Origin of the sequence: Janibacter sp. DB-40 (genome assembly GCF_029510815.1) — a bacterium.
Lineage (GTDB): Bacteria > Actinomycetota > Actinomycetes > Actinomycetales > Dermatophilaceae > Janibacter.
Map to the genome: position 1 here is coordinate 2,360,237 of NZ_CP120360.1, position 26,718 is coordinate 2,386,954.

The window sequence follows — 26,718 nt, forward strand, 5'->3', positions numbered from 1 at the left end:
TAAAGCAAACATCTATGTTTGCATTAGCAAACGCCGCACCGTCCTCAGGGGAAAGACACGATGCACACCTCCACCGCTCCCGTCCGAGCGCTCCTGGGCGCTGGCCTGGCCGGCGTCGTCGCGTTCACCGGCGCCGTGACCACAGCGACCACGGCCACGGCCGACACGCAGACCGGGACCACCGCCACGAGCGCCACCGAGAAGCCGGGTGAGCTGCTGCTCATGCTCGACGCGTCCGGGTCGATGAAGGAGTCCGACCCTGCCGGCGGGACCAAGATGCAGGCAGCGAAGAAGGCCCTCACCGGCGTCGTCGACTCCCTCCCCAGCGATGCCCACGTCGGGCTGCGCGTCTACGGAGCCACCGAGCCCGGCGGCAAACCCACCAAGGCCGCCTGCAACGACACCCAGCTCGCCGTCCCGATCGGCCCCCTGGACAAGCCCGCCCTGACGAAGGCGATCAAGGGATTCGAGGCCAAGGGCGAGACCCCCATCGCCCACTCCCTGACCAAGGCCATGGACGACCTCGGCGACACCGGCAAGCGCAACATCGTCCTCGTCTCCGACGGCGAAGAGTCCTGCGTGCCAGACCCCTGCCCCGTCGTGAAAGACCTCGTCCAGGACGGCGTCGACCTGCGCATCGACACCGTCGGCTTCGGCGTCAAGGACCCCGCCCGCAAGCAACTCCAGTGCATCGCCGAGACCGGCGGCGGCACCTACTACGACGCCGCCAACGCCGACGAGCTCGCCACCAGCCTCAACAAGATCTCCACCCGCGCCGTGCGCGACTTCGCCTTCACCGGCCAACCCGTCACCGGCACCGACCTCGCCGAGGGCCAGCAGCCCCCCGCTGACCTGCCCACGCTTACGCCGGGGCTGTGGCGCGACGAGCTGACCGCCAACGCGGACTCCTGGCGCGCCTACACCGTCGAGCGCACCCAGAAGAACTCCACCCTCCATGTCTCCGCCACCACGAAACCGAGCACGTACGACCACGAGGGGGGCCACGAAGACCTGAGCGGAGTCGAGGAACTCACCCTGAAGATCCTCGCCCCTGACGGGACGGAGTGTGTCCGAACCTACGACAACGCGGGCGAGAACAGCCAGAAGCTGAGCCCCATCGCCACCGTGACAGGGCGGCTGCTGGGGCAGACGCTCGAGAATGACGAGCGATACGCGTCGTGCCGAGCCGAGGGAGCCTTCACCGTCCTCGTCAACCGCAGAGGCCCGACGAGGACGACGCCCGCCGAGATCCAGGTCATCGAGGAACCACGCGTGACCAACCTGGACGAGCTGCCGGAAGCCGTCGAGGAGCACCCGGAGGAGGTCGAGCTGACGACGGGGAAGGAGCAGCCGGTCACCGGAGGGCTCTCCTTCTCCGACGCCCCCGAGATCACCGAGGGAACGTGGGTCGACACCCTCGTCCCCGGCGAGACCCTGCTCTACCGGGTCAAGGTCGAGGACGGCCAGATCGCCCGCTTCACCGCCAACGGTCCCACCGGCGGATTCCGGTTCCCCGAGGACTCGGGCAATCTCTGGGTTGACGGCAGCGCGTTCGGCCCGGACCGTCAGCAGGTTGGCGACAGCATCTGGATCGCGGGCCATTTCAGCGATACCTACGGCAACAACCCGAAGTCGGTGACGACCGCTCCCGTCCGGTACAAGAACCGGTACTCGTCGGCCGACGACATCGGTGCGTCGAGCATGAGCGGCTGGTACTACTACGCCGTCGGCATCGGCAAGGGCGACCTCGGGCAGGACCTCGCCGGCCAGCCGATCAAGATCGCCTTCACCGTCGACATCGAGGGCAAGCCCTCCAACGCCGTCGAGTACGCCACCGAGGAGGACTGGGACGCCGCCGCCACCGGTGAGAAGAACGACGCCTCCGGTGACACGGAGGGCGACTCCGGCACGAGCGACGACACCGCCGCAACCGGGAGCGAGGGCGAAGGGGACTCCCCCCTTCCGTGGATCGGTGGCGGCCTGCTCGCCGCGATCGTCCTCGGCGCCGGCGCCTGGTTCGGGATCCGTCGCCTGGGCAAGGAAGGCAACTGATGAGGACCACCGCCATCACCCGTGCCCTGCTCGGTGCCGGCCTGGCCGGAGCGCTGGCCCTGACCAGCGTCGGCACCTCGAGCGCCAGCCCGAGCACCACGACCCACGCGTCCGCACCAGCGGACCAGACCGCCGAGGAGCCGGGCGAGCTGCTGCTGATGCTCGACGCCTCCGGATCGATGAAGGAGCCCGACCCCGCCGGCGGGACCAAGATGGAGGCGGCGAAGAAGGCCCTGACCGGCGTGGTCGACTCCCTCCCTGCCGACACCCACGTCGGCCTGCGCGTCTACGGCGCCACCGAGCCCGGCGGCAAGCCCACCAAGGCCGCCTGCAACGACACCCAGCTCGCCGTCCCGATCGGCCCCCTGGACAAGCCCGCCCTCACGGACGCGATCAAGGGGTTCCGGGCCAAGGGCGAGACCCCCATCGCCCACTCCCTCACCAAGGCCATGGACGACCTCGGCGACACCGGCAAGCGCAACATCATCCTCGTCTCCGACGGCGAGGAGTCCTGCGTGCCCGACCCCTGCCCCGTCGTAAAGGACCTCGTCCAGGACGGCGTCGACCTGCGCATCGACACCGTCGGCTTCGGCGTCGAGGACACCGCCCGTGAGCAGCTGCAGTGCATCGCCGAGACCGGCGGCGGCACCTACTACGACGCCGCCGACGCCGACGAGCTCGCCACCAGCCTGAACAAGATCTCCACCCGCGCCGTGCGCGACTTCGGCTTCACCGGTCAGCCCGTCACCGGCATCGACCTCGCCGAGAACGAACAGGCCCCCGCCGACCTGCCCACCCTCACCCCGGGCCTGTGGACCGACGAGCTGACCGCCAGTGAGGACTCCTGGCGCGCCTACTCCATCGAGCGCACCCAGAAGCAGTCCACCCTCCATGTCTCCGTCACCACGAAACCGAAGACGTACTACAACCGCGAGGAGGACGACGCCGACCTCGAGAACCTCTACCTGACGATCCTCGCCCCCGACGGCACGGAGTGTGCTGACGCGTTCGGAGTCGTCGGAGACTTCCACGGGTTCAAGCGGCTCGTCACCGTCACCGGACGCGTGCTCGGCCAGTCTCCTGAGGAGGAACCCGCCAGCGAGTCCTGCCGGGCGATGGGCACCTTCACCGCCTTGGTCCACCGAGAGGGAGCGCAGCAGACCACACCGGCGGAGATCCAGGTCATCGAGGAGCCTCGGGTCACGAACCTGGACGAGCTGCCGGACGCCGCCGGCGACCTGCCGGAAGCGAAGGACCTGACGGCGGGTGACGCGCAGCCGATCGCCGGTGGTCTCTCCTTCTCCGACGCCCCCGAGATCACCGAAGGCACCTGGGTCGACACCCTCGTCCCGGGCGAGACCCTCGTCTACCGGGTCAAGGTCGACTACGGCCAGACCGCCCGCTTCACCACCCACGGGCCCACCGGCGGATTCCGCTTCCCTGCGGACGTCGCCCGCGTCAACTATCTGCTCATCGATGGGGAAGCCTTCTCCCCGGACCGGCAGAAGGTGGACGAGAGTGTGCGCGCTCCGGGTCAATTCAATCCTGCGTACTCGTCCCCTGGGTCGGTGCGAACCGCGAACGTCCGGTACAAGAACCGCTACGCGGACACCCCGGCACTCGACGCCACCCCCGCGGCCAGCATGAGCGGGTGGTACTACTACGCGCTCGGGGTCAGCACCAAGGAGGTCGGCGAGGACCTGGCGGGTCAGCCGATCAAGGTCGCCTTCACCGTCGACGTCGAGGGTGAGCCCACCGACGCCGTCGAGTACGCCAACGGCAAGGGGGGCGAGACCACGGCCACGGGCGAGGACGGCAGCGGCGACACCGGTGCGACCGCGAGCACGAGTGAGGACGAAGGGGGCTCCCCCCTGCCGTGGATCGGTGGAGGCGTGCTCGCCGCGATCATCCTCGGCGCCGGCGCAGGGTTCGGCTTGCGCCGCAAGGATGCCGGCGCTCAGGAGTCCGCGCGCTCCCAGGAGTAGCGACCGTCGTCGGCTTGCTGGCAGATGACGTCGACCCCGTCCGAGGTCGTCTCACGCAGGCCCACGTCGCTGAACTCGCACGGCTGCCCGACGCTGCTGACCACGGTGCCCACCTCGACGGAACCGGTCGTCGACGTCGGCGACGACTCGGACGGATCCGTGGGTGACGAGGAGCTGCTGCTCGGGCTCGGACCATCCGTGCTCGACGAGCTCGACGCGGGCGGGCTGGTCGCGGTGTCGCCGCCCCCCGGGTCACTGTCGGACAGGGACGTCCAGGCGAGCACGGCGGCCACCAGCCCCACTGCGACGGTCACGGCACCGGCCGCCAGCAGTCCCGCGCGCCTGCGCCGGGGCGGGGTCCGTGGCCCGGGACCGGGTGCGGACTCAGGCCCCGACACGACCACGGTCGGCGGCTCGAGGGGCTCGGTGTCGCTGGCGGAGGTGTCGAAGACCTGCTGCAGCACCTCGACATCACCGGCCGCGCCGGACGTCCACGCCAGCCCGGGTTCCTGCAGGCGGGCCATCGTGGCCGCAGCATCGGGTCGGTCGGCCGGGTCATCGGCCAGGAGGTCAGCGGTCAGGCTCCACAGCGACTCCGGCACATCGCGGGGCCGATCGAGTGTCAGCGGGTCCCCCTCGGGCGGCAGCGCCGTGAGCATGAACCGCGCGAGCGCACCGACCGCGTACAGGTCACTGGCCGTCGTCAGCTCCCCCCGGCGCTGCTCGGGGGCCATGTAGCCGGGCGTCCCGATCGCGACATTCGTCTCCGTCAGGCGTGGACCGTCCAGCTCCACCGCGATGCCGAAGTCGGTCAGGTAGACGTGCGGCCGGTCCGAACCGGTGGCGGCGAGCAGCACGTTGGCCGGCTTGACGTCGCGGTGGACGATCCGCGAGGCGTGCACTGCCGAGAGCCCGTCGAGCAGCTGCCGCAGCACCTCCGCGACGAAGGGGGCCGGGAGCGGGCCGTGGTCACCGACCAGCGTGGCGACGGAGCCGCCGTCGACGACCGGCATCGTGAACAGCACCCGGTCGTCCTCCCCCGCCCACCCGAGTGGGGTGACCACGTGGGGGTGCTGGACGCGGAAGGCGGTCTCGCGCACGAAGCGCAGGAGCGCGGCCGCGTCGGACTGGCGCAGGACCTTGGCCGCGACCACCGTGTCGGTGCGTCGGTCGTGGACCCGCCACACCGAGCCCATGCCGCCCTGCCCGATGGGGTCGAGCAGCTCGTACCGGCCGGCGAAGACCTCACCCACGCGCGCCCTCGGCGGCCTTGCGCAGCAGGGAGGACAGTCGCGGGTGGTGCGCCGCGAGCAGGTCGGCGGCACCGCGCAGGTCGGCGGGATCGGCCGCCTCCCGCAGCCCCGCGAGCGCGGCCTCCTCGCTGTCGCTCGTCGTCCGGGTGGTCGCATACGTGCCCTGCACCTCGTGCACCGCCTCGATCCGGGCGGCGAGCTCCTGGGCGGTCAGCCCCGGAGCCTCGTCCACCAGCTCCAGCAGGGCGTACAGGCGCTGGACGACGGCGGGGTTGCCGATCTTCGTCCGGCGGCCGGAGAGCAGCTGGGAGAGCATCGGTGCCGAGAGCCCCAGCGTCTGGGCCAGTCGGCCCTGCGTCAGGCCCAACGCACCCATGACGCGGTCCGCGAGGTCGCGCAGCGGCTCGCCGTACAGCTCGCGCTGCTGGGCCAGGTTCGCAGTGATGTCACCGGACACGGACGCTCCCTTCGTCCTCGGCATCCTAGGAGGTCTACCGCAGGCTCACCGGCGCAGGACCCATGCCACGACTTCGGCGCGGTTCGTGAGACCGAGCTTGCCCAGCACATTGCGCACGTGCGACTCGACGGTCCGCTCCGACAGGTACAACCGACCGGCGATCTCCTTGTTGGTCAGCCCCCGGGCCACCAGATGTGCTACTTCGGTCTCCCGTGCGGTCAACGGTCCCGCGGCCTGACCGATGTCGCGAGTGCATCAGCCGCCTCGAGCGGGCCCGGCATGGCGAGCCGGCGGAACTCCCCCGCCGTTCGCTCGAGCAGTGTCGACACCGTTTCGTCCTCGTCGGTCCGGTGATCAGGTCCGAGGAGGGTGAGGGTGCGGGCAAGACCGAGGCGACTGAGTGCCGTGAACGGCCGTGCCCCGATCCGGACATTCATGGCGATGGCCTCGCGATAGTGCCCCAGCGCCTGCTCGGGCCGACCGGCGACGATGGCGTAGTCGGCCAGGGACCGCGCGACGGCGCCATCGCTGAAGACCCCACCGGAGCCGTCTCCGCTGTACGCGTGCGCGAAGGGAAGGAACAACTCGTAGGCCGTCGCGCACACGTCCACGTCACCCAGCAGGACCGCGACGGCTGCGATCTGGCGGACGGTGCCGGCCCACCGGACGCCGACGGCGAGGGAGCGCGGCACGTGACGGAACTCCTCGAACTCCGCACGCGCCCTGTCGAGGTCGCCGGCCAGCGCCGAGACCATGGGCAGCTGCACCCGCACCAGTGGCAGCGGCGGAGCGCGACGGATGACGTCGCGCCAACCATCGGGCTCGTCGTCGAAGAGACCCCGCAGACGCATCATCTCGAACCGGAACGCATGGTCCATGGCGATCATGGACAGATCACCCATGCGTACAGCGATCTCACGGGCGGCGTCGTTGCAAGCACCTGCCGCGGCGAAGTCGCCGTGCAGCGCCTCGCGAACAGCCAGGAAACGTAGATGATGCCACCGCGCCAGGACCGAGCCGCGCTCCCGAGCCACTCGATCGAGGTCACTCAGGCCCTCGTCGACCGCGCCCATGTCGCCGAGCTGGACGGCAGCATCGATGCGCCACAGATGCCCCCACAGGGCGGCGATCGGCTGACCGGCAGCCGAGCCCAGCTGGGTCGCCCGCCGGCCCAGCTCGAGTCGTTCCCGCACCGTCTGCGGGATCGAGATCGTCAGGTGCCACGCCGCGATACACTCCAGGAGGGCGGCCGGGTCCCCGGACACCTCCGCCTCGGCCAGCGCGGCGGCAGCGAGAACGGCCGCCTCGGGCCCATCGCCGGTCTCTGCGGCCCCGATGGCGATCTGGGCGCGGAGGCGAGCGCGCGTCGCGTGGTCGCCGGGATCGACCAAGCTCAGCGCGCGGGCTGCGAGCCGCGGGATGATGCGGTTCGCGTCCGGGTCGCCCAGTCCGTGGACCACGAGTGCCGCCTGGGCCACGAGGTCTGCGCGGTGGCACCGCTCGGCCAGATCGGCAGCGTGCACACAGCAGTCGAGGCTCTCGCGCACGCGACTTGCGAGGTACAGGGCCTCGGCGCGACGAATCACCAGCCGGGCCCGCTCCTCGGCGTCGACTCCGCACGCCTCAGCAGCGGCCACGGCCAGGGCGGCGAAACCGGCCGCGTCGTCGAACGCAAGCACGGCACGTGCGTCATCATCGGCACGCTGGGCCCACCGCATGGATCCGCGGGCCCCCTCCGACCCTCCGGCACGGTGCCAGTGGTGGGCGATGGAGCCAGCGGCGCTCTCAGGGCGATACTGCTCCAACACCTCGGCGGCAGGGCGGTGCAGGTCCCTGCGGCGACCAGCGGGGACTTCGCCGTACACCGCATCGCGGATCAACGCGTGCTGGAACCTCAGCTCGCCCGTGTCGTTCTCCTCGATCAGCAGTCGAGTGGCGACGGCATCGTCCAGTAGCGCCCGCACCGGGCCCACCGAGGCGGTGACCATGGCGGCCAACACATCCGGGGACACTCGTTCACCCAGGACCGCGGCGGCCTCGACGAGCTCGCGAGCATCCGGACCCAGCGGCGCGACCTTCGTTGCGACGATGCGCCGCAGATGGGGTCGTTCGCTCATGAGTTGACCGAGGACTTCCCCACCACCACGCGACGTGTCCCGGCCAGCCAGCTCCTCGACGAGGAGGCGGATCAGCAGGGGATTGCCATTCGTGGCGTGCTCCAGCATCTTCGCGAGCTCCACCAGTCCGACATCGCCTCCCGACAGGTGGGCCAGCCACCTGACGATCTCATCGGTGGCCAAGCCGGCCAGCACGATCGACGATGCCGAGTCGCCGCGCGCGAGATCCGGCCCGGCGTCGGCGAAGGGACCGTGAACCCCGTCGCGACCGGTCACCACGACCATGATCCGGCTCTGGTGGAGCTCCGCGCACAGGTGCCGCAGCAACAGCAGCGACGTCCGATCGGCCCAGTGCATGTCCTCGAGAACCACCAGCAACCCGCCGTCGTCCGCGCGAGCGCGCAGCAGGTCACAGATCGCGACGAAGAGCCGAAACCGTGCGGCACTCTCGGGTTCGCTGCCGTCAGAGGATGGCAGGGACCTCGTCTCGGGCCACTCCCGCATCGCTCGCAACCACGGCCACAGCGGAGGCGCGCCGGGATCATCGATGGCGTAGCCGGTCGCTACGCCCATGCGGGCGCCACGGGCCGATTCCACCGCGGCATCGGCCAGCCGCGTCTTGCCGATGCCCGCCGGCCCGGTCACCAGCAGGAGTCGGCCACGACCCGCTCGGGCCTCCACGAGCGCACGCTCGACCTTCGCGAGCTCGGCGGTCCGTCCCACGACACCGGTCACTCCCTCAGTATCCGCCCGACGGGGTCAGTGCCGGAATCAGTGGACGCACTGATGCGCTTCGCCCCGAGGCCCCCGAGTCTGGAGGGACACCTCATCCCCCGGGAGCACACCATGGACGCGAACACCATCACCCTCGCCGCCGGCCGGTGGCACCTCCTCAGCTCCTTGACCAGCGTCGGTTTCGCCGTGCGCAACTTCGGGTTCAGGACCGTGCTCGGCCAGTTCCCCCTGCGCGAGGCCTGGTTCGAGGTCGAGGCCGACGGTCGGCCGGCACGGGTCCACGCCACACTCGACGTCGCCGGCGTCGACACCGGCAACGAGCGCCGCGATCTGGACCTTCGACAGCCGCGCCTGCTGGACGCCGCGGCGCACCCCGCCCTGACATTCCACGGCGGACCGGCTCACCCCATCGGCGCCAACCGGTGGGACGTTCCGGGACGCCTGCACGGACACGGCACCACCACCGACCTGGTCATCAACGTGGAGTCGCTGCGCACCGCAGCGGACCACATCACGGTGCTCGCGAGCGCGCAGCTCGATCGTCGGGCACTGGGCGTCAGAGCCCCCCGCCTGCTGATCGGCCACCGGGTCACGGTGAGCATCCACGCGGCCTTCGCGGTCCCCGTCACGTCCTGGCTCGACGGCGTGCGCACGCTCGAGCACGGACGGTGGTGACACCACGGGGAGGGTGCGCTCGGGGCGCTGCACGAGGGTCCGGCAGACTGTCGCCATGACCCACACCCCTCGCTTCGCCTCCGTCGACGACGTCCGTGAGCGCCTGGCCGCCCACGGTTACCTCGCCTCGGACGCGATCGCGACGACGGTCTTCCTCGCCGACCAATTGGGCAAGCCGCTGCTCGTCGAGGGGCCCGCTGGTGTCGGCAAGACCGCCCTGTCGGCTGCGGTCGCCGCCGCCACTCAGGGTCAGCTCGTGCGTCTGCAGTGCTACGAGGGCGTCGACGAGGCCAGGGCGCTGTACGAGTGGAACCACGCGAAGCAGCTGCTGAGGATCACGGCCGCGGGTGCGCACCACGACGCGAAGGGTGCGGACGAGGCCGACTGGTCCTCGGTCAAGGAGGACATCTTCACCGACGAGTTCCTCCTCTCCCGACCCCTGCTCACCGCCATCCGCAACGAGCACCCGACCGTGCTGCTCATCGACGAGCTGGACAAGGCCGACGTCGAGATCGAGGGGCTGCTGCTCGAGGTGCTCTCCGACTTCCAGGTGACCGTGCCCGAGCTCGGGACGATCCGGGCGCGGCAGACCCCCTTCGTCGTCCTGACCTCCAACGCCACCCGGGAGCTGTCCGAGGCCCTGCGGCGTCGCTGCCTGTACCTGCACATCGACTACCCGGAGGCCGAGCTCGAGCGGCGGATCGTCGCACTGACCGTGCCGGACCTCGACGCGACACTCGGTGACTCGATCGTCCGGCTCGTCGGTGCCCTCCGGGAGATGCGGTTGCGCAAGTCCCCCTCCGTCGCAGAGACCATCGACTGGGCGCGCACCCTGCTCAGCCTCGGGGCCTCCGGCGATCTCGACCCGGAGCTCGTGCGCTCGACCCTGGGCGTCGTGCTCAAGCACCAGGAGGACATCGAGCTCGCCGCGCACACGCTGGACCTGGACCGTGCCCTCGCCTGATCCCCTGGGCACGCGCCTCGTCGACCTCGGCCGGGCGTTGCGCCGGCACGGGGTCAAGGTGGGCACCTCCGAGATCACCGACGCCGCGGCCGCGGCGCGGGTGCTCGGCGTGGACGACCGCGAGCGCCTGCGTGCCGGGACGGCGGCGGCGATGATGCGCCGCTCCTCCGACCGGGAGCTCTTCGACCAGCTCTTCGACATCCACTTCCCTGCCGCCGTCGGGCAGCGCACCGGCGAGGACGACGCCCCCGCCCCCACCGACTCCGCGGGCGCGCGCGAGCGGGCCGCGGCGATCCGCGACGAGCTGGTCGAGGCCCTCGCGCACGCCGACGACGCCGCGCTCGACCGGCTCGCCGCACGCGCACTGGCCGAGCTCGGCCGCCTGTCCAACGAGGCGAGCACCGGCGGGTGGTCGGCGCACCAGGCGATCGAGCGCCTCGCACCCCAGACCGCGATCGCAGCGGCGTTGCAGCGAGCACGCGACGCCGGGGACGTCACCGGCGGTTCCGGTGAGGGCTCAGGGGGATCAGGGTCGGGATCCGGCGGGGCGTCCGGTGGGGGCGGCGCCGGCGAAGGGAGCCCCACCCGCTTCAGCGACCGGTTCGACCGGGACGAGATCCGCTCCCGCGTCGGCCACTTCCGCCGTCGCGTCGAGACCGAGGCCGCCCGGCGCAACGCCGAGGTCCGCGGTCGCGATCGCATCTCGCGCTACGGGGTCCGGAACCCGTTGGAGCGCAAGGACTTCCTGCTCACCGGCACCACGGAGGCGGCAGAGCTGCAGGCCGCGATCGGTCCGCTCTCGCGCAAGCTCGCGGCCAAGCTCGCCGCCCGGCAACGGCGGCACGCCCGCGGAGCGATCGACATCCGTCGCACCCTGCGCGCAGCGATGTCAACTGGTGGTGTCCCCATCCGTCCCACGCACCGTCGTCGGCACCGCAGCCGGGCCGACATCGTCCTGCTGTGCGACATGTCCGGCTCCGTCGCGGGGTTCTCCCGGTTCACGATGATGCTGCTGCAGTCCCTGGCCGGTGTCTTCCGCCGGGTGCGGTTCATCGGCTTCGTCAACGTGTGCGACGACATCACCGAGCTGGTCCGGGACAGCCGGGTGGGCGAGGACATCCGCGAGCGCGTCTCGCGCGAGGCGACGATGACCCGGTGGCACGGGTCGAGCGACTACGGCGCCGCCTTCGAGGACGCCGTCGAGCACCACATCGACGCCATCGGGCCGCGCTCGACCCTGCTCGTGCTCGGCGATGCCCGTACCAACGGCACCGACCCGAAGGTCGACGCCCTGCGTGAGCTCGTCACCCGCGCGAAGCACGCCGTCTGGCTCAACCCCGAGCCCGCCGGCCAGTGGGACACCGGCGACTCCGTGGCCGGGAGGTACGCCGAGGTCATCGACATGCACGAGGTGCGCAACATCGACCAGTTGCGGCAGTTCGTCTCCCGGCTGCCGGTGAGCTGACGCCCCCTTCGTCCCTCCGCCACACGACCGGATCTCCAGAGGAACTCCAGACGTCGTCCCGCCGATCCCCCGGTCGACCTCCATAGCCTGAGTGCATGACCGGCACCGCACCCCCACGCCTGCTCGTCGTCGAGGACGACCCGACGATCAACGAGGCGCTCACCGACCGCTTCGAGGCGGAGGGTTTCGCGGTGGTGCGGGCGTACGACGGCCCGGGAGCGGTCGCCGCGTACGAGGAGCACTCCCCCGACCTCGTCGTCCTCGACCTGATGCTGCCGGGATTCGACGGGCTCGAGGTCTGCCGACGCATCCAGGCCGACCGCCCGGTGCCCGTCCTCATGCTCACCGCACGCGACGAGGAGAGCGACATCATCGTCGGTCTCGGGGTCGGGGCCGACGACTACCTGACCAAGCCCTTCCGGATGCGCGAGGTCGTCGCCCGGGTCCGGGCGCTGCTGCGTCGGGTCGAGCGCGCCGCCGAGCTGCAGCGCGAGGGCGAGGGCCTCGAGCAGACCCTCCGGCACCACGGTCTCGTCCTGGACGCCCGCACCCGCAGGTGCACCGTCGACGGGGATCCGGTGCACCTGACGCCGACCGAGTTCGACGTCCTCGTGCTGCTCGCCCGCGAGCCCGGGGCGGTGCTGCACCGCGAGCACATCGCCACCGAGCTGTGGGGGTGGGACGACTCCAGCCGCACGCTCGACACCCACGTGAAGTCCCTGCGCGCCAAGGTCGGGCACACCCGCATCCGCACGGTGCACGGCATCGGCTACGCCCTCGACGACGGGGTGGCGCAGTGAGCGGCACCGAGCCCCTCGTCGGCCTGGCCTCGATCCGCGCCCGGCTGGCCGTCCTCGTCGGCGCGAGCGTCCTCGTCGCCGCGGTGGTCGGGGCCGTCGGCACGGATGCGGGCGTCCCCCTCTGGCTCGCCCTGCCCGCGACGATCGCCCTCGCGCTCGTGGTCACCCAGTGGCTCGCGAGGGGGATGACGACGCCCCTGCGCCAGATGACCGAGGCGGCCGAGCGGATGGCCCGCGGTGACTACGGCGCCCGGATCACGACGACGGGCAGCGACGAGGTCGCCACCCTCGCACGAGCCTTCGCGACGATGGCCCGCGACCTGGAGCAGGCGGAGGAGCACCGGCGCAGGCTCGTCGCCACCGTCGCGCACGAGCTGCGCACCCCCCTGAGCGCCCAGCGGGCCCTCCTGGAGAACCTCGTCGACGGGGTCACCGCACCGAGCGACGCCTCGCTCGGCAAGGCACTCACCCAGTCCGAGCGGCTCAGCTCCCTCGTCGCCGACCTGCTGGACCTCTCCCGACCCGACGGCGGCGTCCCCCTCTCCCCCAGCCGGGTCGTCGTCGCCGACCTCGTCGAGTCCGCCGTGGGCGAGGCGTCCCTCCAGAGCCGCGAGGTCACCCTCGTCACCGACGTGCAGCCGGCCGACCTCACCGTCACCGGCGACCGCGCCCGCCTGGCCCAGGTCACCGCCAACCTCCTCGACAACGCCGTGCGCCACAGCCCGCCGGGCGGCACCGTCTCGGTCATTGCCCGCCGCGACGACGACCAGTGGTCGCTCACCGTCACCGACGAGGGGCCGGGGTTGTCACCGCAGCGGGCCGCCCGCCTCTTCCACCGCTTCGGTCCCGGCGGGGACGAAGGGGGTGGCACCGGCCTCGGTCTGGCCATCGCCGCGTGGGTCGCCGACATGCACGGCGGCGCGATCCGCGCCCTCACCTCGGGCGACCCCGGGGCACGGCTGCGCATGACGCTGCCCCTCGAGCCGCACGGACCGAACGACTCCTCGTGGCCGATGGCCACCTCCCCGCACCAGCAGCCCCTCCCCCATCGCCCACCCCGACCCACCCGGAGCCCACCATGACCACGCCAACGGCGCCCACCACCACCGCTGCGGAGACGCCCCCTTCGTCCCTGATCGCACGGTGGTGGCCCGAGCGGGTCACGGCTGCCCGGCCGGACCTGCTCCTGGCCGCCCTCGGCGTCGGGGTCGTTGCAGCGATCCTGCTGCCGGACAACGCGATCGGACTCGGGCTCCTCATCGTGCTCACCTGCGGCGGCCTCGCGATCTGGCTTGCCTCGCCCCGCCGCACTGCGCCGTGGTCGTGGGTCGCGGCAGGGCTGTCCCTGCCGCTCGCCGCGACGACGGTGCTCCGCGACAACCCGGGTTTCACCTTCATCGCCGTCGCAGTCGCCGGCGCCCTCGGCGCGACCTCGTGCACCGGCGCCCGCACCCTCCCGGGGATCGTGGCCGCGGTCGCGGCCTGGCCGTTCTCGGCGCTGCGGGGCCTCCCCCTGCTCGACCGGACCATCAAGGCCATGGCCCGGCAGGGCAGGACCTGGTCGGTGCTGCGGACCGCCGCCGTGAGTCTCGTGCTGCTCCTCGTCTTCGGGGGTCTGCTCGCCTCGGCCGACGCCGTCCTCGGGTCGTGGGCGTCGAGGCTCGTACCCGAGCTGAGCGACATGGTCGTCTTCCGGACCTTCACCCTCGTCTTCTTCACCGGCATCACCCTCACCGGGCTCTACCTGGCCATCAATCCGCCCCACGTCGACCGCATCCGTGGTGGCTCGCCGCGGATCCCGATGTGGGAGTGGGCGGTCCCCCTGGGCGTCGTCATCGCGATCTTCGTCGCCTTCATCGCAGCGCAGGCAGCCGCCATGTTCGGCGGGCACGACTACGTCCTGCGCACCACCGGAGTCACCTACGCGGAGTCCGCCAGGGAGGGCTTCGGCCAGCTGACGGTCGCCACTGCCCTGGTCCTGCTCCTGGTCGCCGGGGTGCGTGCCCGGGGCCGGGCCGACAGCGACCGGGAGCGCCGGGTGATGACGGTGATGAACGCCGCCCTGTGCCTCCTCACCCTCGTCGTCGTCGCCTCGGCCCTGCGACGCATGGCCCTGTACCAGGAGGCCTTCGGCTACACGGTCCTGCGCGTGAGCGTCGACCTCTTCGAGATCTGGCTCGGCGTCGTCGTGCTCGCCGTCCTCGTCTCCCTGTTCACCCCGACCCGGCGCTGGCTCGGCCGCACCGTGCTCGTCAGCGCGGCACTCGTGACGATCATCTGGTCCGTGGGCAACACGAGCGCCTGGGTCGCCGAGCGCAACATCGACCGGTGGGAGGCGACCGGGTCGCTCGACGAGCGCTACCTGGCGCGGCTCCCGGCCGATGCGGCGCCGGCCATCCACGAGAGCGCGCTGCCGAGGGAGGTCAAGGCGTGCATCCTCCGTGCCTCCCCCTCCCCGGACGCGTCCGACGACGGGCTGCCGGGGTGGAACCTCGCCCGGGAGCGCGCCGCGGACATCCGGGCGCAATACCCGGCGCCGAGGACCTGCACCCTCTCGACCGACTGAGTCGGCAGCACTTCGTATCGGGGGAACTGGCCACGGAGGCGGGGATCACGATGCGGGCCGTGCCTCGCCTCGTCCGGGCACGCAGTAGTCTGCGCCCCATGGCCATCAGCAAAGTCCTCATCGCGAACCGCGGCGAGATCGCCGTCCGCATCGCCCGTGCCTGCGCCGACGCCGGCGTCGGCTCCGTCGCCGTCTACGCCGAGCCCGATCGTGACGCCCTGCACGTCAAGGTCGCCGACGAGGCGTACGCGCTCGGAGGCACGACGCCCGGCGACAGCTACCTGCTGCAGGACAAGCTCCTGCAGGTCGCCAAGGACGCGGGCGCCGATGCCGTCCACCCCGGGTACGGCTTCCTCGCCGAGAACGCCGAGTTCGCCCAGGCCGTCATGGACGCCGGACTGATCTGGATCGGGCCGGGACCGCAGGCCATCGACGCCCTCGGCGACAAGGCCAAGGCCAAGCACATCGCCGTCAAGGCGGACGCCCCGCTGGCTCCCGGCACCAAGGACCCCGTCAAGGACGCCGACGAGGTCGTCGCGCTCGCCGAGGAGTTCGGCCTGCCCATCGCCATCAAGGCGGTCTACGGCGGTGGCGGCCGCGGACTCAAGGTCGCCCGCACGATGGAGGAGATCCCCGAGCTCTTCGACTCCGCCGTCCGTGAGGCCGTCTCGGCCTTCGGCCGCGGCGAGTGCCTCGTCGAGAAGTTCCTCGACAAGCCGCGCCACGTCGAGACCCAGTGCCTCGCCGACCAGCACGGCAACGTCGTCGTCGTCTCGACGCGCGACTGCTCGCTGCAGCGCCGCAACCAGAAGCTCGTCGAGGAGGCCCCGGCCCCCTTCCTCACCGAGGAGCAGAACGCCGAGCTCGTCCGCGCCTCCAAGGCGATCCTCAAGGAGGCCGGCTACGTCGGCGCCGGCACCTGCGAGTACCTCGTGGCCCAGGACGGCACGATCTCCTTCCTCGAGGTCAACACCCGCCTGCAGGTCGAGCACCCGGTGACCGAGGAGGTCACCGGCATCGACCTCGTGCGCGAGATGCTGCGCATCGCCGACGGCGAGGAGCTCGGATACGACGACCCGGTCGCCCGTGGCCACTCCTTCGAGTTCCGCATCAACGGCGAGGACGCGGGCCGCAACTTCATGCCGGCCCCCGGCACGGTCACGAGGATGCGGGTGCCCCACGGCCCGGGTGTGCGTTGGGACGCCGGCATCGAGGAGGGCGACACCATCGCCGGCGCCTTCGACTCGATGATCGCCAAGCTCATCGTCACCGGGGCCAGCCGCGAGCAGGCGCTCGAGCGTTCCCGTCGCGCCCTGGCCGAGCTCGTGGTCGAGGGCATGCCGACCGTCATCCCCTTCCACCAGACCATCGTCTCCGATCATGCCTTCGCGCCCGAGGACGGCGAGGCCTTCGCCGTGCACACCCGCTGGATCGAGACCGAGTTCGACAACCAGATCCCGCCCTACGGTGGCGAGGTCGGCGAGTCCGAGGACGAGGGCGAGCGCCAGAAGATCACCGTCGAGGTCGGCGGCAAGCGCCTGGAGGTCGTTCTTCCGGGCGACCTCGCCCTCGGTGGTGGCGGTGGCGCCAAGAAGAAGAAGGCACCGAAGCGTTCCGGCAGCGGCGGCGGCGCCGTCGCGGCCTCCGGCGACAGCCTCGCGGCCCCGATGCAGGGCACGGTCGTCAAGATCGCCGTCGAGGAGGGCCAGGAGGTCGCCGAGGGTGACCTCGTCGTCGTCATCGAGGCGATGAAGATGGAGCAGCCGATCAACGCCCACAAGGCCGGCACGATCACCGGGCTGAAGGCCGCGGTCGGCGAGACCGTCAACAACGGCGCAGTCATCGCCGACATCAAGGACTGATCCCCTCGAACGGCGAGCGCACCAGCGACGCCGCCCCCGGTACGCCTGCACGGCGTGCCGGGGGCGGCGTCGTCATCGCCGTGCTCGCCCTCTGCGGGACCGTCGTCTCGCTGCAGCAGACGATGGTGCTGCCGCTGCTGCCCGAGCTGCCGGTCCTCATCGGCACGAGCACCAGCAATGCCTCGTGGATCATCACGGCGACCCTGATCGCCGGTGCCGTGGCCACCCCGGTGATCTCGCGCATGGCCGACATGTACGGCAAGCGGCGGATGATCCTGCTGACCCTGGCGATCGTCGCGGTCGGCGCGCTGCTGGGCGGTACCTCCACCGCGCTGGCCCTGCTGATCCTCGCGCGGGTCCTCCAGGGCATCGGCATGGCACTCGTCCCCGTCGGCATCGCGACGATGCGGGACGAGCTGGAGCCGGAGAAGGTCCCGCTCGCGGTCGCGCTGATGAGCGCGACGCTCGCCATCGGCGCGGGTGTCGGCCTCCCCCTCGGCGGCTACCTCGCCCAGGCCGTCGACTGGCACGCCGTCCTCTGGCTGCCCGGCGTGCTCGCCGTCGTCATGCTCCTCCTCGTCCTGCTGACGGTCTCCGAGTCGCCGGTCCGCACGGCCGGTGCCTTCGACGTGCGCGGGGCGGTCCTGCTCAGCCTCGCCCTCGTCCTGCTGCTCGTCGCCGTCTCGAAGGGGGCCGCCTGGGGCTGGACCGACGCCCGCACCCTCGGTGCCTTCGGGGCCGGCCTTGTCCTGCTCGCGATCTTCGTGCCCGTCGAGCTGCGCATCCCAAACCCGCTCGTCGACATCCGCACCGCCGCCCAGCCGATCGTGATGTCGGCCAACGCGATCTCCGTCTTCATGGGCTTCGGCATGTTCGTCAACATGCTCGTGTCCACCCAGCTGCTCCAGACCCCCGGGGAGACCGGCTACGGACTCGGGCTCGACGCCCTCCACGCCGGCCTGTGGATGGCACCGTCGGCCGTGGCGTTCGGGGTGCTCGCCCCGGTGTCCGGGTGGGTCACCCGACGCTTCGGCCCCGAGCTGGCCATCGGGCTCGGTGGCGCCATCATGACCGTCTCCTACCTCGCGCGCATCCCGCTCAGCGGCTCGGTCGCGCTCGTGGTCGCGGGCACCATCGTCGTCACCGTCGGCACGGCCCTGGCCTACTCCGCGTTGCCCACGCTGATCATGCGGTCCGTGCCCGTCACCGAGACGGCCGCGGCGAACGGCCTGAACACCCTGCTGCGATCAGTCGGCACGTCGAGCGCCAGTGCGGTCACCGCCGCGGTGTTCGCGGCGAGCATCACCGCGGCCACGGGCGGCTACCCGTCCTCCGGCGCGCTGGTCCTGATGTTCGTCCTCGCCGCCGTGGCCTCGGGCATCAGCACCGTCCTCATCCTGCCCTTCCTGCGCCGTCGGGCCGCCGAGGGCGATGACCAACCCAGCGAACGGCTCACCGTGGACCACGTGGTCCGCGGCCGGGTCGTCGACGTGCACGAGGACGCGGTCTCGGGCGCGATCGTCACCGTCATGGGAGGCCGTGGCAGCCACGTCGACTGGGCACGCACGGACTCTGCGGGTGACTTCAGCGTGGCCACTGCCGGACCGATGCGCCACCTCTTCGTCGTCTCGGCGGAGGGGTGGTCACCGGTGTCGGTCTACGCCGACCTCACCGACGACCGGACGCTGGCCCCCTTCGTCCTGGCGGACCGGCTGACCGTCCGGGGCCTGATCACCGACCCGCAGGGCCGACCCGCCCCCGACGTCTCGGTCGTCATCACCAAACGGACCGGGGGCTCGGTCTCGTGGGTGCGCACTCACGACGACGGCCGATACACGCTCCCGCTGCCCCGCGAGGGTGCCTACGACCTCACCGCCGTCGACCGCGGGACGCGGGCCACGCGCAGCCGCATCCTCACCATCGGCGGCCGATCCGTCGAGATGGACTTGCAGCTGCAGGAGCAGCCGCTCAGTCCGGTCGCGACGGGTGCAGCCGACGGGCCGCCTCGGCCAGGGTCCCGGTGAGCGAGGGGTAGACGGAGGAGGTCGACGCGACCTGGTCGACGGACAGGCGGTTCTGCACCGCGAGCGCGACCGGGAAGATCAGCTCCGACGCGCGGGGCGCGACCACCACACCGCCGAGCACCGTGCCGGTCCCCCGGTAGGCGAAGAGCTTGACGAAGCCCTCCCGGATCCCGAGCATCTTCGCCCGCGGGTTGCGCGAGAGCGGCATCATGACGCTCTCGACGTCGGGGTTGTCCTCGGCGTCGGCGGCGCTGACACCCACGGTCGCGATCTCCGGGTCGGTGAAGACGTTGCTCGCGACGGCCGACATGCGAAGGGGGGTCACCGCGTCGCCGAGCGCGTGGGCCATGGCCGTGCGGCCCTGCACCGCCGCGACGGAGGCCAGCGCGAAGACACCGGTGCAGTCACCGGCCGCGTAGATGCCCCGGACCGACGTGCGAGAGACGCGGTCGGTGACGATGTGCCCGGAGTCGCTCAGCTCGACGCCGACCTCCTCCAGACCCAGGTCGGCAGTCTGCGGGACGGCACCGACGGCGATGAGCACGTGGCTGCCCTCGACCCGGCGACCGTCCTCGAGGGTGACGACGACGCCGTCGCCCTCGCGGCGGGCACTGGCCATCCGGGAGCGGTTGAGGATGGTCATCCCCCGCCGGCGGAAGACGTCCTCGATGACCGCGGCCGCGTCCTGGTCCTCCTGGGGCAGCACGAGGTCTCGTGAGGAGACCAGCGTGACGTCGCTGCCGAGGCCCAGGTAGGCCTGCGCGAGCTCGGCACCGGTGACGCCGGAGCCGACGACGATGAGCTTCTCGGGCAGCTCCGGCAGGGCGTAGATCTGCTGCCAAGTGAGGATCCGCTCCCCGTCCGGCCGGGCGGACTCGAGCACCCGCGGGGTCGCGCCCGTGCTGACGAGGACGACGTCGGCGTCGATCGTCTCGGCGTCGCCGTCGCTCTCGACGACGACCCGACCGGGAGCCTCCAGCCTCCCGTGCCCGGTGACGACCCGCACGCCGACCTCGGTCAGCCGGGTCACGATGTCGCCGGACTGCGCCGCGGCCAGCCCGAGGACGCGCTGGTTGATCGTGCTGAGCTCGGCGACCGTCTCGGTCGCCCGGTCACCCTCCTCGTCCCGCAGGCGGACACCCAGCTCGGAGGCGATCTCGATGCCCCCGAGGTAGTCGGCGGTCGCAATGAGGGTCTTGCTCGGGACGCAGTCGGTGAGCACCGCGGCACCGCCGATGCCGTCCCGGTCGACGACGGTGACGGTGGCGCCGAGCTGGGCGGCCACCAGGGCCGCCTCATAGCCTCCGGGACCACCGCCGAGGATCACTACAGAGCTGGTTCGTGTCACACAGCCATCCAACCACCCTTGTACATTGCGGAGGTGATCGATGCGACCTCTGCCGCCCACGCCAGCACGAACGACCCGGACAGCACCGACCCCTTCGCCCTCGCCCGGGACGCCGCGGCGACCATCGCCGAGCGCTCCGGCGTCGACACGCACGACGTCGCGCTCGTCCTGGGCTCCGGGTGGGGCCAGGCCGCCGACCTCGTCGGGGAGACCCGGGCCGTCTTCGACCAGGCCGACGTGCCCGGCTTCGCCGCGGCCGCGGTCGCCGGACACTCCGGGCAGGTGCGGTCGGTCGAGATCGCCGGTACCGGGCGTCGCGCACTCGTCTTCGGCACCCGGACCCACTTCTACGAGGGGCGTGGCGTGCGGGCCGTCGTCCACGCCGTGCGCACCGCCGCCGCCGCCGGCTGCCGGGCGATCGTGCTGACCAACGGGTGCGGCGGCCTGCGGCCCGAGTGGGCGCCGGGCACCCCGGTGCTCATCAGCGACCACCTCAACCTCACCGCGACGTCACCGATCGAGGGGGCGAACTTCGTCGACCTCACCGACCTCTACAGCCCCCGGCTGCGCGACCTCGCCCGCGAGGTCGACCCCTTGCTCGGTGAGGGCGTGTACGCGCAGTTCCGGGGCCCGCACTACGAGACGCCGGCCGAGGTGCGCATGGCCGGGGTCCTCGGCGCCGACCTCGTCGGCATGAGCACCACCCTCGAGGCCATCGCTGCACGCGAGGTGGGGCTCGAGGTCCTGGGTGTCTCGCTGGTGACCAACCAGGCCGCCGGCATCAGCGGCTCCCCGCTGGCCCACGACGAGGTGGTCGCCACCGGCCAGGCGTCCGCCGACCGGTGCGGACGCCTGCTCGCGGACATCGTCGGCCGGATCTGAGGGGCGTCGTGCAGGAGACCGGACGCCACGGGACGGCCCTCGCCGACGACCTCGTCGAGGCCGCGCGCGAGTGGGCGGCGGACGACCCCGACCCCGAGACCCGGGCCGAGCTGGAGGCGCTCGTCACCGCCGTCGAAGGCGGTGTCCTGAGGTGCGACGGAGCGGGTCCCACGTTCCGCGTGGGCGCCTCGAAGGGGTGACCCCGCCGCCCGCGCCGACCTCACCGAGCGCTTCGGTGGGCTGCTGCAGTTCGGCACCGCCGGCCTGCGCGGCGCCCTCGGCGCCGGTCCGCACCGGATGAACCGCGCTGTGGTCATCCGGGCGGCCGCGGGGCTGGTGGCCCACCTCAAGGAGGCGACCGACACCCCCTTCGTCGTCATCGGACGGGACGCGCGGTACAAGTCCGAGGCCTTCGCCACGGACACGGCTGCCGTCGTCACCGCCGGCGGTGGACGGGCGGTCCTGCTGCCGGAGCCGCTGCCGACCCCGGTGCTCGCCTTCGCCGTCCGCCACCTCGGTGCGGACGCCGGCGTCATGGTCACGGCCAGCCACAACCCGCCGCAGGACAACGGCTACAAGGTTTATCTCGGCGACGGCAGCCAGATCGTGCCACCGGTCGACGGGCAGATCGCCGCGCAGATCGAGCGCGTCGCGTCCGTCGCCTCGGTGCCGCGCGCCGAGTCGGGGTGGGCGGAGCTCGGCGAGGAGGTCGTCGAGGCCTACCTCGAGGCGATCAGCGCCGTCGTCGCCCCCGACACGCCCCGTGACGTGACGATCCTCCACACCGCCCTCCACGGTGTCGGCGACTCGACCGTGCAGCGGGCCTTCGCTCGCGCCGGTTTCCCCGAGCCGCAGCGGGTGGCCAGCCAGGCCGACCCGGACCCCGACTTCCCCACGGTCAGCTTCCCCAACCCGGAGGAGGACGGCGCCCTCGACCTCGCCCTCGCGCAGGCAGCGGAGACCTCACCGGATCTCGTCATCGCCAACGACCCCGACGCCGACCGGTGTGCCGTGGCCGTCCCGGACGCCGGCGGCTGGCGCCTGCTGCGCGGCGACGAGCTCGGCGTCCTGCTCGCCTCGCACCTGATCATGCGCGGCGTCCCCGACGGACGTCGGATGGCGAACTCGATCGTCTCCTCCCGCCTGCTCGCCGCCATGTGCGCGCAGTCCGGGGTGGCGCACGAGGAGACGCTCACCGGGTTCAAGTGGATCGCCCGCGTCCCGGGCCTCTACTACGGCTACGAGGAGGCGCTGGGCTACTGCGTCGCGCCGGACCTCGTCCGCGACAAGGACGGGATCTCCGCGGCTCTGCTCATCGCGGAGCTCGCCGCGATCCTCAAGGCCGAGGGGAGGAGCCTGCTGTCGGTCCTCGACGACCTGCACACCCAGCTCGGGGTGCACGCCACCGATGCCTTCTCGGTCCGGGTCACCGACCTCGCCGACCTGGGCGTGCTCATGACCCGCCTGCGGGAGGACCCACCTGCGCAGCTCGCCGGCTCACCGGTCACCCGGGCGGACGATCTCTCGCTCGGCGACGGCCAGCTGCCACCCACGGACGGGTTGCGCTACCTCCTCGCCGACGCGACGCGGATCATCGTGCGCCCGTCCGGCACCGAGCCGAAGCTCAAGGTCTACCTCGAGGCGATCGAGCCCGTCGCGGAGCCTGCCGACCTGGCACCCGCCCGTGAGCGGGCTGCCGAGCGACTGGGGCGGGTGCGCGCGGCCATGGCGGAGATCACCGCCCTGCGCTGAGGTCTCGAGGCTCGACCGCAGTGCGGACTCGCACCTCGACCAGCGCGTCATCGAGGGGTCGTTAGACTCACCCCCCGTGACCGCGCCCGACCAGACCGCAGGCCCCGGACGCGTCGTCGTCCTGGCAGGGCCGAGCGGCTCCGGCAAGTCGCGCCTCGCCGACCGCCTGCACCGGCGGTACGGCTGGCCGGTGGTTCGCCTCGACGACTTCTACCGCGACCACGACGACCCGGGACTCCCCCGCAGCGAAGAGCTGGGGATGGTCGACTGGGACCACCCCGACAGCTGGAACCAGGAGGCTGCAGTCGCCTCGCTGGCACGACTCCTGGAGGTCGGCCGGGAGTCGATGCCCCTCTACGACATCGCCACCTCCCGGGTGACGGCTGAGCACACCGTGACCGCCCGGCCGGACGACCTCGTCGTCGCGGAGGGCATCTTCGCCGCGGAGGCGGTCCCGGCGCTCCGCGAGGCCGGGCTGCTGCACTCCGCCTGGTGCATCCGCCACCGTCGGTGGCACACGTTCTTCCTGCGCCTGGCCCGCGACCTCGCCGAGCGGCGCAAGCCACCGTTGACGCTGCTCCGTCGTGGCCTGGTGCTCACGCGTGACGAGCCCCGGGTGGTCGCGCGCCACCTCGCCCTTGGCGCCCGTGAGGCGTCGCCCGCGCAGGCCGAGCAGATGCTCGCCGGGGCCTGAGGTCGTCCGGTGTCGCAGACGAGGTACCTCACGATCGCCCGCGACGGCGAGGCGGAGATCGAGGTGAAGCGCTCACGCTTCCGCTGCACGCTCGTGCGGGTGGAGACCGAGGAGGCGGCACGCGCGGTCGTCGAACGGCTGCGCAAGGAGCACTGGCAGGCACGTCACCACTGCTCGGCGTTCGTGATCGGCCCCGGTGGCGGGCTCCACCGGTCGTCCGACGACGGCGAGCCCGCAGGGACCGCCGGCGCGCCGATGGTCGAGGTGCTGCGCGGGCACGACGTCAGCGACGTCGTCGCAGTCGTCACCCGGTGGTTCGGCGGGGTTCTCCTGGGCGCGGGCGGGCTCGTGCGGGCCTATGGTGACGCCGTTCGGGCCGGGCTGGACTCCGTGGGTACCCTGCCGCGATCGTTGGTCCTCGAGCACGAGCTGGTCGTCTCCCACGCCGAGGCCGGCCGCATCGAGAACGAGCTGCGCTCCCGCGGGGTCCTCCTCCTCGAGACGACCTACGCCACCGACGTGACCCTCCGGCTCGGCGTCCCTGCAGAGCAGGCAGTCGGACTCGCGCCCGCGGTGTCGGAGCTCACCGCCGGCACCGGTCGTCTGGTCGACGTGGGTTCACGCTGGGTCGATGAGTGTCCCTGACGACCGTAGGGTTGACGTATGACGCGTCCCCCCTTCGCCCCCGGCAGCACCCTGACCGTCCAGGACGTCGCCGACCTCATCGACCACGCCCTGCTCAAGCCCGAGCTGACGCCGGACGAGGTGGCTGCCTCGGTCCGCGAGCTGGCAGCCCACCGTATCTGGAGCGTGTGCGTCCGGCCGAGCGACGTGGCCCTGGCCGGGGCCACGATCGCGGAGGTCGACGGCAGTCCCACCCGGGTGTGCACCGTCATCGGATTCCCCCACGGGACCACCTCCACGGCCGCCAAGGTCGCCGAGTCGCGTCAGGCCCTCGCCGACGGCGCGACCGAGCTGGACATGGTGCTGAACATCGGGCGGCTGCGCGGTGGGGACGTCACGGCGGTGCGCGACGACATCGCCGCGGTCGTCGAGGTCGGGCACGAGGCCGGCGCGCTCGTCAAGGTCATCCTCGAGACGGCGCTGCTCGACGACGAGGCCAAGGTCGAGGCCTGCCGGGCCAGCGCGGAGGCGGGCGCGGACTTCACCAAGACGTCCACGGGCTTCGCCCGTGGTGGTGCCACCCTCGCCGACGTCGCCCTCATGCGGTCACACACACCGGAGCGCATGGAGGTCAAGGCCTCCGGCGGGGTCCGGGACATCCCGACCCTGCTGGCGATGCTCGCGGAGGGCGTCACGCGGATCGGCACCTCGAGCACGGTGAAGCTGCTCGCGGAGGCAGGCGATCTCGGGTCCTCGGCCATGGTCGTCCCCGAGCCGGGATGGGTGGGGGACGTAGCCGCTGAGGGCTACTGACGCCATCGCGACCTCACGTCGATCTTCACGCTTGGACCACGGTATGCCGTAGGCCAAGTGCAGACATCGACGTCACCCCTGGCGCGAGACCGCGGTTGAAGGTGAACGTGCGGATGATTCGTCGGCGCGTTCGCCTCCACTCCGTCAGCTGGTGGCGCCAGCCGCCGCGTAGGCGGGCTTGATCGTCCCCTCGATCAGCTCGAGACGCTCGTCGAAGGGGAGGAAGGCCGACTTCATCGCATTCGTCGTGACCCACCGCAGGTCGTCGAGCGTCCAGCCGGCCTCGGTGACGAGCGCGAGCATCTCCTTCGTCATCGACGTGTCCGACATCAGTCGGTTGTCGGTGTTGAGCGTCACCCGGTAGCGCAACCTCGTCAGGAGCGTGACCGGGTGCGCGGCGATGGACGGGGCGGCACCCGTCTGCACGTTGCTGTGCGGGCACATCTCGAGCGGCACGCGCGTGTCCCGGACGAACGCCGCCAGCCGCCCCAGCCGCAGCACGGACGGGTCCTCGCCGGCGGCCCGGTTCGCCGCGAGCGGGTCGTCGGTGACCGTGCCGTCGCCGAAGCCGATGTCGTCGACGATCCGCACCCCGTGCCCGAGCCGGTCGGCTCCACACCACTGCAGCGCCTCCCAGATGCTCGGCAGACCGAAGGCCTCACCGGCGTGGATCGTGAAGTGGGCGTTCTCCCGTCGGAGGTACTCGAAGGCATCCAGGTGCCGGCTCGGCGGGTGTCCTGCCTCGGCGCCGGCGATGTCGAAGCCGGCGACGCCGAGGTCCCGGTACCGCACCGCGAGCTCGGCGATCTCCCGGGACTTGGCCGCGTGCCGCATCGCCGTCAGCAGGCTCCGCACGACGATCGGGTGACCTTCGGCGGCCGCCTGCTCCTCGCCCTCGCGGAAGCCGGCCGCCACCTCCTCGACGACCTGCTCCAGGCTCAGACCCTCTTCGAGGTGCTGCTCCGGGGCGTAGCGCGACTCGGCGTAGACGACCCCGTCACGCGCCAGGTCGAGCACGGACTCCCGCGCCACCCGGCGCAGGGCCGACGCGGTCTGCATGACGCCCACGGTGTGGGCGAAGGTCTCCAGGTAGCGCTCGAGGGAGCCGGAGTCGGCGGACTCGCGGAACCACCGGGCCAGTCCCCCGGCGGTGCGATCCGCGCCGCTCACCGGCAGCTCGTGCCCCACCTCGTCGGCGATCTCGAGGACGGTGGCGGGCCGGACGCCCCCGTCCAGGTGGTCGTGGAGGACGACCTTGGGAAGGGCCCTGATCGTCCGCTCGTCGAGGCTCATCCCTCCTCCTCCCGGTGGACCGTGTCCGGGGCGAAGGCCGGCGTGCAGATCGCGACGTACTCGGCGCCGTCGGCGCCGGTGGAGTACCGCACCCGCTCCCCCGCCCTGGTGACGATGCTCTGTCCCGCCGCGACGGTGGTCGTGCCACCGTCGTGCTCGACGAGGACCGTCCCGGCGACGACGAGCGTGACCTCGTCGAACTCCGGACGCTGGGCCGGCTCGGACCAGCCCGCTGGTGCGGTCATGTGGGCGACCGACATCGCATCGGTACCCGTGGCCACCCGGCCGACGTGCTCGGCGATGACCTTGCCACCCGGTACGTCGATGATCGAGGGGGTGGAATTGAGCTGGGGCACG

21 protein-coding genes and 1 pseudogene are annotated in these 26,718 nt (G+C 71.9%); 15 read left to right on the plus strand and 7 right to left on the minus strand.

The genetic code is table 11. From position 1 onward, the window contains the following. Window positions 1-60: 60 nt before the first annotated feature. Window positions 61-2,052, plus strand: coding sequence for a VWA domain-containing protein (locus tag PVE36_RS11240; RefSeq protein ID WP_277452409.1), 1,992 nt, complete (start codon window positions 61-63; stop codon window positions 2,050-2,052). After that, a complete protein-coding gene (locus PVE36_RS11245; protein ID WP_277452411.1) occupies window positions 2,052-4,037 on the plus strand; it encodes a VWA domain-containing protein in 1,986 nt (661 codons plus the stop codon). The genes PVE36_RS11240 and PVE36_RS11245 overlap by 1 nt, the downstream gene beginning before the upstream one ends. Here PVE36_RS11245 and PVE36_RS11250 read toward each other — a convergent pair. From PVE36_RS11250 to PVE36_RS11265, 4 genes are read right to left on the minus strand one after another with little or no spacing between them, the layout of a single operon-like run. Continuing rightward, complete coding sequence (locus PVE36_RS11250; protein ID WP_277452412.1) at window positions 4,010-5,290, minus strand: serine/threonine-protein kinase; 1,281 nt, start codon at window positions 5,288-5,290, stop codon at window positions 4,010-4,012. The two genes, PVE36_RS11245 and PVE36_RS11250, sit on opposite strands and share 28 nt — an antisense overlap. Further along, window positions 5,283-5,747: a DNA-binding protein gene (locus PVE36_RS11255; protein WP_277452413.1), complete on the minus strand. Its 465-nt coding sequence runs from the start codon at window positions 5,745-5,747 to the stop codon at window positions 5,283-5,285. The genes PVE36_RS11250 and PVE36_RS11255 overlap by 8 nt, the downstream gene beginning before the upstream one ends. A gap of 45 nt (window positions 5,748-5,792) precedes the next feature. Continuing rightward, the gene (locus tag PVE36_RS11260) at window positions 5,793-5,936 is read right to left on the minus strand and encodes a LuxR C-terminal-related transcriptional regulator (RefSeq protein WP_277452414.1); all 144 of its coding nucleotides are present in this window, start codon (window positions 5,934-5,936) and stop codon (window positions 5,793-5,795) included. Window positions 5,937-5,965: 29 nt separating this feature from the next. Then, window positions 5,966-8,587, minus strand: a complete 2,622-nt coding sequence (locus PVE36_RS11265; protein ID WP_277452415.1) for an AAA family ATPase — start codon at window positions 8,585-8,587, stop codon at window positions 5,966-5,968. Between the two features lie 123 nt (window positions 8,588-8,710). On the opposite strand from PVE36_RS11265, the gene PVE36_RS11270 reads away from it, so the two are divergent. The 8 genes from PVE36_RS11270 to PVE36_RS11305 all read left to right on the plus strand — a co-directional run bounded on the left by PVE36_RS11270 (window position 8,711) and on the right by PVE36_RS11305 (window position 18,955). Continuing rightward, window positions 8,711-9,274, plus strand: coding sequence for a YceI family protein (locus PVE36_RS11270; RefSeq protein ID WP_277452417.1), 564 nt, complete (start codon window positions 8,711-8,713; stop codon window positions 9,272-9,274). 55 nt (window positions 9,275-9,329) lie between these two features. Beyond that, the gene (locus PVE36_RS11275) at window positions 9,330-10,238 is read left to right on the plus strand and encodes a MoxR family ATPase (protein WP_277452418.1); all 909 of its coding nucleotides are present in this window, start codon (window positions 9,330-9,332) and stop codon (window positions 10,236-10,238) included. After that, window positions 10,225-11,703, plus strand: a complete 1,479-nt coding sequence (locus PVE36_RS11280; RefSeq protein ID WP_277452419.1) for a VWA domain-containing protein — start codon at window positions 10,225-10,227, stop codon at window positions 11,701-11,703. The genes PVE36_RS11275 and PVE36_RS11280 overlap by 14 nt, the downstream gene beginning before the upstream one ends. Before the next feature lie 95 nt (window positions 11,704-11,798). Further along, window positions 11,799-12,503 (plus strand): response regulator transcription factor, encoded by a 705-nt coding sequence (locus tag PVE36_RS11285; RefSeq protein WP_277452421.1) that lies wholly within the window; start codon window positions 11,799-11,801, stop codon window positions 12,501-12,503. Beyond that, the gene (locus PVE36_RS11290; RefSeq protein WP_277452422.1) at window positions 12,500-13,585 is read left to right on the plus strand and encodes an ATP-binding protein; all 1,086 of its coding nucleotides are present in this window, start codon (window positions 12,500-12,502) and stop codon (window positions 13,583-13,585) included. The genes PVE36_RS11285 and PVE36_RS11290 overlap by 4 nt, the downstream gene beginning before the upstream one ends. Beyond that, window positions 13,582-15,069, plus strand: a complete 1,488-nt coding sequence (locus PVE36_RS11295; protein WP_277452424.1) for a DUF4173 domain-containing protein — start codon at window positions 13,582-13,584, stop codon at window positions 15,067-15,069. The genes PVE36_RS11290 and PVE36_RS11295 overlap by 4 nt, the downstream gene beginning before the upstream one ends. 98 nt (window positions 15,070-15,167) lie before the next feature. Next, window positions 15,168-16,931 carry a biotin carboxylase N-terminal domain-containing protein gene (locus PVE36_RS11300; protein ID WP_277452425.1) on the plus strand — a complete coding sequence of 588 codons (1,764 nt, stop codon included), beginning with the start codon at window positions 15,168-15,170 and terminating at the stop codon, window positions 16,929-16,931. An 80-nt stretch (window positions 16,932-17,011) separates the two neighbouring features. Further along, on the plus strand, window positions 17,012-18,955 hold the full coding sequence (locus PVE36_RS11305) for an MFS transporter (RefSeq protein ID WP_277452427.1): 1,944 nt from the start codon (window positions 17,012-17,014) through the stop codon (window positions 18,953-18,955). Here the strand turns inward: PVE36_RS11305 and PVE36_RS11310 are convergent. Beyond that, complete coding sequence (locus tag PVE36_RS11310; RefSeq protein WP_277452429.1) at window positions 18,900-20,303, minus strand: NAD(P)H-quinone dehydrogenase; 1,404 nt, start codon at window positions 20,301-20,303, stop codon at window positions 18,900-18,902. The genes PVE36_RS11305 and PVE36_RS11310 overlap by 56 nt on opposite strands. 33 nt (window positions 20,304-20,336) lie before the next feature. Here PVE36_RS11310 and PVE36_RS11315 point away from each other — a divergent pair, with 33 nt between their 5' ends. The 5 genes and pseudogenes from PVE36_RS11315 (at window position 20,337) to deoC (ending at window position 25,068) form a co-directional block, all read left to right on the plus strand. Beyond that, window positions 20,337-21,185 (plus strand): purine-nucleoside phosphorylase, encoded by an 849-nt coding sequence (locus tag PVE36_RS11315; protein WP_277452430.1) that lies wholly within the window; start codon window positions 20,337-20,339, stop codon window positions 21,183-21,185. Between the two features lie 8 nt (window positions 21,186-21,193). After that, window positions 21,194-22,937, plus strand: a pseudogene (locus PVE36_RS11320) (phospho-sugar mutase). A 76-nt stretch (window positions 22,938-23,013) separates the two neighbouring features. Beyond that, a complete protein-coding gene (locus PVE36_RS11325) occupies window positions 23,014-23,631 on the plus strand; it encodes an AAA family ATPase (protein ID WP_277452431.1) in 618 nt (205 codons plus the stop codon). Window positions 23,632-23,640: 9 nt separating this feature from the next. Then, window positions 23,641-24,276 (plus strand): YigZ family protein, encoded by a 636-nt coding sequence (locus PVE36_RS11330; RefSeq protein WP_277452433.1) that lies wholly within the window; start codon window positions 23,641-23,643, stop codon window positions 24,274-24,276. 18 nt (window positions 24,277-24,294) lie between these two features. Then, window positions 24,295-25,068 (plus strand): deoxyribose-phosphate aldolase, encoded by a 774-nt coding sequence (gene deoC / locus PVE36_RS11335; protein WP_277452434.1) that lies wholly within the window; start codon window positions 24,295-24,297, stop codon window positions 25,066-25,068. 144 nt (window positions 25,069-25,212) lie between these two features. Here deoC and PVE36_RS11340 read toward each other — a convergent pair whose 3' ends face one another. Continuing rightward, window positions 25,213-26,361: an adenosine deaminase gene (locus tag PVE36_RS11340; protein WP_277452435.1), complete on the minus strand. Its 1,149-nt coding sequence runs from the start codon at window positions 26,359-26,361 to the stop codon at window positions 25,213-25,215. Beyond that, complete coding sequence (locus tag PVE36_RS11345; protein ID WP_277452436.1) at window positions 26,358-26,717, minus strand: cupin domain-containing protein; 360 nt, start codon at window positions 26,715-26,717, stop codon at window positions 26,358-26,360. Before PVE36_RS11345 ends, PVE36_RS11340 begins: the two co-directional genes overlap by 4 nt. Between the last annotated feature and the right edge of the window lies 1 nt (window position 26,718).